The 5,974-nt window shown below is 55.5% G+C and carries 8 protein-coding genes; all 8 read right to left on the reverse strand.

The window, feature by feature from the left end:
- Nucleotides 1–879 (reverse strand): thiolase family protein (locus tag AYW79_RS15000; RefSeq protein ID WP_067567614.1); only part of this gene is annotated, 879 nt, incomplete at its 3' end.
- Nucleotides 880–882: 3 nt separating this feature from the next.
- Nucleotides 883–2,094: an acyl-CoA dehydrogenase family protein gene (locus tag AYW79_RS15005; RefSeq protein ID WP_231877839.1), complete on the reverse strand. Its 1,212-nt coding sequence runs from the start codon at nucleotides 2,092–2,094 to the stop codon at nucleotides 883–885.
- Nucleotides 2,095–2,096: 2 nt separating this feature from the next.
- Nucleotides 2,097–2,852 (reverse strand): beta-ketoacyl-ACP reductase, encoded by a 756-nt coding sequence (locus AYW79_RS15010; protein WP_067567621.1) that lies wholly within the window; start codon nucleotides 2,850–2,852, stop codon nucleotides 2,097–2,099.
- A 30-nt stretch (nucleotides 2,853–2,882) separates the two neighbouring features.
- Nucleotides 2,883–3,977, reverse strand: a complete 1,095-nt coding sequence (locus AYW79_RS15015; RefSeq protein ID WP_067567623.1) for a phosphotransferase family protein — start codon at nucleotides 3,975–3,977, stop codon at nucleotides 2,883–2,885.
- A gap of 18 nt (nucleotides 3,978–3,995) precedes the next feature.
- Nucleotides 3,996–4,778 (reverse strand): IclR family transcriptional regulator, encoded by a 783-nt coding sequence (locus AYW79_RS15020; protein ID WP_067567626.1) that lies wholly within the window; start codon nucleotides 4,776–4,778, stop codon nucleotides 3,996–3,998.
- Nucleotides 4,775–5,200: a MaoC/PaaZ C-terminal domain-containing protein gene (locus AYW79_RS15025; RefSeq protein ID WP_067567635.1), complete on the reverse strand. Its 426-nt coding sequence runs from the start codon at nucleotides 5,198–5,200 to the stop codon at nucleotides 4,775–4,777. The genes AYW79_RS15020 and AYW79_RS15025 overlap by 4 nt, the downstream gene beginning before the upstream one ends.
- Nucleotides 5,200–5,643 carry an FAS1-like dehydratase domain-containing protein gene (locus tag AYW79_RS15030; protein ID WP_067567629.1) on the reverse strand — a complete coding sequence of 148 codons (444 nt, stop codon included), beginning with the start codon at nucleotides 5,641–5,643 and terminating at the stop codon, nucleotides 5,200–5,202. The genes AYW79_RS15025 and AYW79_RS15030 overlap by 1 nt, the downstream gene beginning before the upstream one ends.
- Before the next feature lie 34 nt (nucleotides 5,644–5,677).
- Nucleotides 5,678–5,974 (reverse strand): CoA-transferase (locus AYW79_RS15035; RefSeq protein ID WP_335583219.1); only part of this gene is annotated, 297 nt, incomplete at its 5' end.

The following is a 5,974-nucleotide window of genomic DNA, read 5'->3' on the forward strand; positions in this document are numbered from 1 at the left end:
TCCCATCGTGCTCGGGTGAACACCCGCCGCGACGCTCCCCCTGATACGGGCAAGCGGCTTCAACCCAAGTTCACGCCCTCGCCGTTCCGAAACGAGGAGCAAGGCTGCAGCGCCATCATTAATTCCTGCGCTGTTCCCCGCAGTAACTGTTCCGTTGGATTTAAATGCCGGCCGCAGCGCCGCCAGCCCTTCCATTGTGGTTTCCGGGCGCGGGTGTTCGTCTCGATGAACCTGCACCGCATGCTTTCCCTGCAAAACGTCAAGTGGTGCGATTTCTTCTGCAAAAACCCCTGCATGCGCGGCCTGCGCCGCGCGCTGCTGGCTCATCAACGCAAATGCGTCTTGCTCAACGCGATCAATCTGGTACAACTGCGCGACATTCTCGGCCGTCTCTCCCATACTCTCGGTTGGGTATGGGAAAACAGGATTCGCCATGCGCCAACCAAGCGCCGTATCCCACAACGTCTGATTGCCGCGCGGGTTTCCCGCATCCGGTTTTTGCAAAACCCACGGCGCGCGCGTCATGCTCTCTACGCCACCTGCCACAACTACATCTGCATCTCCAATCATGATGGAACGCGCCCCTTGGTTCACCGCTTCAAGCCCCGACGCGCAGAGCCGATTCACAGTCACCGCCGGGATTTCAAAAGGAAGTCCCGCTAAAAGAACAGCCATCCGCGCGACATTGCGATTATCTTCTCCCGCTTGATTGACACACCCCATCACAACTTCATCAATACGCTGCGGATCAATCCCTGAGCGCTCGACCAACGCTTTGAGCACATGGGCGGCGAGATCGTCCGGTCGCACGCCTCTTAAGATACCGCCCTGGCGACCAATCGGCGTGCGCAGATAGTCCACAATCCACACGTTTTCCATCGCTCACGCCTCCCCCTCACTGTGGGCAAACGGCCACGCAGGAAGCATGGCGCGCAACGCAGCATCTTGGCGATAGCCAAGGGCGTATTCCGCCTGCATAATCGTGTGAATCTCACGCGTTCCCTCGTAGATGACAGGCGCTTTCGCATTTCTCAAGTATCGCTCAACCGGGTATTCACTGGAGTAGCCATATGCACCGTGCACCTGAATCGCGTCACTCGCCGCCTCAAACGCCGCGTCACAAGAAACCCATTTGGCGAGGGATGTCTCCCGCGTATTGCGCACTCCGCGGTTTTTCAGCCAGCCCACCTTGGCGACGAGCAGACGAGAGATTTCAAGATTTGCAGCCATTTTCGCGATCATCTGTTGAACCAGTTGGTGCTCCCCAATCTTTTTTCCAAACGTCTCGCGCTGCTCACAGTACGCCAGTGACGCTTCGAGACACGCCATGATCGTGCCACAGGCGCCAGCCGCCACGGTGAAGCGGCCGTTATCAAGCGCCGACATCGCGATCTTAAAGCCTTCTCCCTCTTCACCAATGCGATTTTCAACAGGCACACGGACATCGTCAAAAATCAATTCCCCTGTATTGCCTGCGCGAATGCCTAGTTTTCCGTGAATCGGGCGCGTCGAAAAACCGGGCATCCCGCGTTCCACGACAAATGCGCTGATTCCCTTATGCCGCAAGTTTCGATCCGTATAGGCAAACACCAAAAAATGATCAGCTACATCCGAGAGCGAAATCCAGATCTTACTCCCCGAGAGCACGTAGTGATCTCCCTTAAAAACAGCCATGGAGTTCATGCCTGCGACGTCAGACCCGGCGTCGGGCTCGGTGAGTCCAAACGCGCCAATCTTCTCTCCTTTAGCCTGGGGAACCAAAAATTTCTGTTTCTGAGCTTCACTCCCCCACTGGAGCATGGTCATCGAATTAAGCCCCGTGTGAACAGACACCGCCGTGCGAAACGCAGTGTCCCCTCGCTCAAGTTCCTCACAGACGATCGCCAGCGTGTTGTAGTCCATCCCCGCGCCGCCGTATGCCTCGGGGATGCATACCCCCATCATTCCGAGGTCTGCGAGCTTGTGAAGAATCCCCGTTTCAAAGTGATGCGCTTCATCCCACGCCCTGATGTTCGGCATGATCTCGCGATCAACGAATGCGCGAACCAGTGCACGAACGGAGCCGTGCTCTTGACTCGGACTGAAATCGTACACGATCATCGCCCTCCATTCACATAGAGAACCTGACCTGTCACATAGGATGATTCATCACTTGTCAAAAAGGAAATGACGTTTGCAATATCACTCGGGACGCCCACTCGCCGCATTGGAATAACCTCAACCGCGCGCCGAATGTTCTCTTCCGGATCAAGACCGATGCGCGCCGCGGTCTGGCGCGTCATGTCCGTGTCAATAAAACCGGGGGCAACCGCGTTTACATTGATGTTAAACGGCCCAAGCTCAATCGCGAGCGTCTTTGTAAATCCTTGCAAGCCCGCCTTCGCGGCTGCGTAATTCGCCTGTCCCCGATTGCCAAGTGCTGACGTGCTGCTGAGGTTGACGATCTTTCCATAGCGGTTTTGCACCATCTGTTTCTGCGCCTCGCGTGAACAGAGAAAGCTTCCGCGCAGATGAACACTCATGACGGCATCCCAATCCTCATCAGTCATCTTAAAGAGCAGATTGTCGCGCGTAAGCCCCGCATTATTCACCAGGATATCCAAGCTGCCAAACACGTTCACGACCTGTTCGACGGCCGCTTTGACACTTTCCGTTTGAGAGACATCACAACCAATCCCGATCGCTTGCCCGCCTGCCGCGCGAATCGCCTCCACCGTCTCTTGACAGCTCTCTTCGCGCAGATCAATGACGGCCACCGCCGCGCCGTCTGCCGCAAGGCGGATCGCCGTCGCCGCGCCAATCCCTCTTGCCGAACCTGTTACCATCGCAACACGTCCATCTTTTCTCGTCACGAATCATCACTCCAATCCTTCAAGATAGAACTACCACATCGCTCCGCGCGCAATATCGTGCGCACGCAGGATCATTCTTCGCGCGTGCTCGCCGAGTTCTGCAAAACGCGGATCAGACGTCTGCCCTTTTTGGTAACGCGCATAGATTTGTTGCGCGATCACAGCCGCTTTAAAAGATGCAAAAACCATGTAAAAATCCATATGCAAGAGATCTCTTCCCGTGCGCTTTGCGTACGCCTCAGCGATTTTGCGACGCGTCATAAAACCGTAGCGTTCACCAAGACTCGTCACGCCGCGCAGCCCTTGATGTTCATCATCTGCTTCTACCCAGTAACTAAGCGTAATGGCCAGATCCGATAAAGGATCGCCGAGCGTTGTCATCTCCCAGTCGAGAACGCCCGTCACCAAAGCAGCGTCGCTCGGCGAGAGGAGCATGTTGTTGAACTTCAAATCGTTGTGAATCAACGTGTTTCCCGAATGCTCCGGAATGTGACGAAGCAACCAATGCGCAACGCCCTCAGCCTCCGGAATCTCCACCGTTTGCGCCATTGAGAACCTCTGAATAACCCCCTCCGTCTGTCGACGCATGTATCCATCTGGCCTGCCGAGCTTTGCAATCGCTTCACCCTCAATCGATAAATTGTGAAGGCGTACCATCGTCGAGAGCAGCGCTTCGGACATCTTTGCGCCCGTTTCCGCATTGCGCAGATAGGCCGTCGGCCACTGTCCGTCAACACACACACCCGTTTTTCGCTCCATCACATAAAAAGGAGCGCCAAGGATGGATGCATCGCTCACTACGAGATACGGCTTTGGCGCGAGTGGAAATACGTCACATATTAAGGAGAGAATGCGCGCTTCGCGAAGCATATCGTGGCTCTTCGGCGCAACAGGTCCGAGCGGTGGGCGCCGCAGCACGGCTTCCCAAGCGCCACATTTGATGAGATACGTGAGATTGGAGCGTCCCGCCGCATATTGACGGACGGACCACTCCCCCTCCGGGAGATCCAAAATCCCCTCTTTTAAAAGAGGAACAATCGAGGACAGATCCAATTCTTCCCCTTTTCGCACGTCAATGATTTCTGTGTTATCATCCACTCGCTCATGCTGTTCGCGACGCGCCATAACGTATCCTCCTCACCCCTAGACTTGCGAGGCAAATGCGTGAAAACTTCCCATGGAGAGCCTTTTGGTGACAGGCAACAGCGTGTTCACCACATCTTCTAGATCCTCATCGCGCAATTGGGAAGTAAACGCAATGCAGGCCATGACCAACAGCGGAACGTCATCCCCGCCAAAAATAGGGGCAGCGATCGCCGAGAGTCCTTCGCGCGACTCTCCATGCGAGACTGCATAACCGCGCTTTCGTGTCTCCAAAAGTCTCCTTCGCCACAAAAGGGGATCTGTCACGGTGCCTTCCGTATACTTCTGAAGTCCGCGAGCCGTGTATTTCTCCCATTCTTCCTCAGATTCAAATGCGAGAAAGCAGCGCCCAAACGCGGCAGCCGTCAGCGGAAATTGCTGACCAACGGAAACACTGATGCGAATCTCATCGCGCGGCGCCTCGGCTGTCGCAATGTACATCAAGCGATCATCGCGCATCCGTTGCACGAGCACTGTCGTCATGCCTGTCGCCGCGGCCACCTTACGCATTTCTTGCGTGGCGCACGCAACAGAGTTGATCAGTTCAGACGCTCGATTGCCAAGAGGTATCAAATAAGGACCTAGCCCGTACTTTTTTGTCGCCTCATCGTAGTGCACAAAATCTTCGTTCACAAGCGTGCGCATCACGCGCAGACATGTCGTTTTACTGACATGAAGCGCCTCCGACAGCTCTGTCAATGTGCAACTTCTATACTTGTAGCGTGCGAGAAGTTTAAGCGCTTGCGCGGCCATGCTGACTGATGGAACATGGTAATCGGTCATGAAACGTCCTGCGTCGCAACCATCAGCGTGGCTTCCCCCGCGATGACCACGCGCTCATCGCGGGTGCGCGCAAACACATCGCACACGACACGAGTCACGGCGCCTTCTTCAGCACGCTCTTTGACACGTCCACCACATGTGATCTCATCACCGGGAAACACCATGCCGCGAAAGCGGACCTGCCAGTGTCTCAGTGTTCCTTGCTCACCGAGTAGGTCTGTCAAGAGTTGCCCCACAAACGCCATCGTGAGCATCCCGTGCGCAATGACGCCTGGCAACCCCGACGCAATCGCCTCTTCGTCCACCGTGTGGATGGGGTTAAAATCACCAGAAGCTCCGGCATATTGTACGAGTTGAATGCGCGACACGGGAGGCTTAGTGAGTGTCGGCAGTTCTTCATGAAGAGCAAACGAGAACGCCATCACAAAGCCACCTCCTTGTCGCGAAAGATGATGACAGACGTAGACTCTTCAAGAAGATCCCCATCCGCGTTGCGCACCTCTTGACCGTAAACTAAAAAGATCATCGCACCGAGCGATCCCACGCGTTCATACACGTCGCGAAGCGTTGTACTACAAAAAACCGTCATACCTGAATAAAGTGGTTCGTAATACGTAAATGACTGTTCGCCGTGGATCAGCCCTTCGCGCGCAAACGTCAATCCCTCGATTGAACCGTACTCAAACGTTCGGCTAAACGTGGGGGGGGCAAGCAAACGTCCGTCGCTACGCCGCGAATCATCGTGGTAGCGCGGATTAAAATCCCCGATTGCCGCGGCGAATCTGCGAATCGCGCCCTTCTCGATCTCATTGCGCACAGGCCGCGAAGAATGTCCCATCGATCGTCGAAAATCTTCAAACGTCATCACGATATCCTCCTCGTCATCATCTGCGAGGCCGTCAGAACGGAAACACTGCGACTGCACATTGTGGATGAACGTCAAAGGTTGCATCCGTCATCTCATAAAGCGCCTCAAGTGATGTCGACGCTTGCCGCTCGACGAGTGTCATGCGCCCCTTGACAATGCGAAAGACCGCATGCTCTGTCACGACGGTGTCCACGCACTGCGGCGCCGTCAACGGGTAAGCGCAGCGCGCGACAAGCTTCGCTGAACCTTGCGGTGTCGTGTGAGTCATCGCTGCAATCACACGGCGTGCGCCCACCACGAGATCCATAGCTCCACCAACGCCGAGCAC

Source organism: Ferroacidibacillus organovorans (assembly GCF_001642725.1).
GTDB classification, from domain to species: Bacteria; Bacillota; Bacilli; order Alicyclobacillales; family SLC66; genus Ferroacidibacillus; species Ferroacidibacillus organovorans.

Bases quoted from the DNA above. Each gene is read 5' to 3' on its own strand.
- AYW79_RS15030 (WP_067567629.1), bottom strand. From the start codon at position 5,643: ATGACGTTTGAAGATTTTCGACGATCGATGGGACATTCTTCGCGGCCT.
- AYW79_RS15020 (WP_067567626.1), bottom strand. From the start codon at position 4,778: ATGACCGATTACCATGTTCCATCAGTCAGCATGGCCGCGCAAGCGCTT.
- AYW79_RS15015 (WP_067567623.1), bottom strand. From the start codon at position 3,977: ATGGCGCGTCGCGAACAGCATGAGCGAGTGGATGATAACACAGAAATC.
- AYW79_RS15025 (WP_067567635.1), bottom strand. From the start codon at position 5,200: ATGGCGTTCTCGTTTGCTCTTCATGAAGAACTGCCGACACTCACTAAG.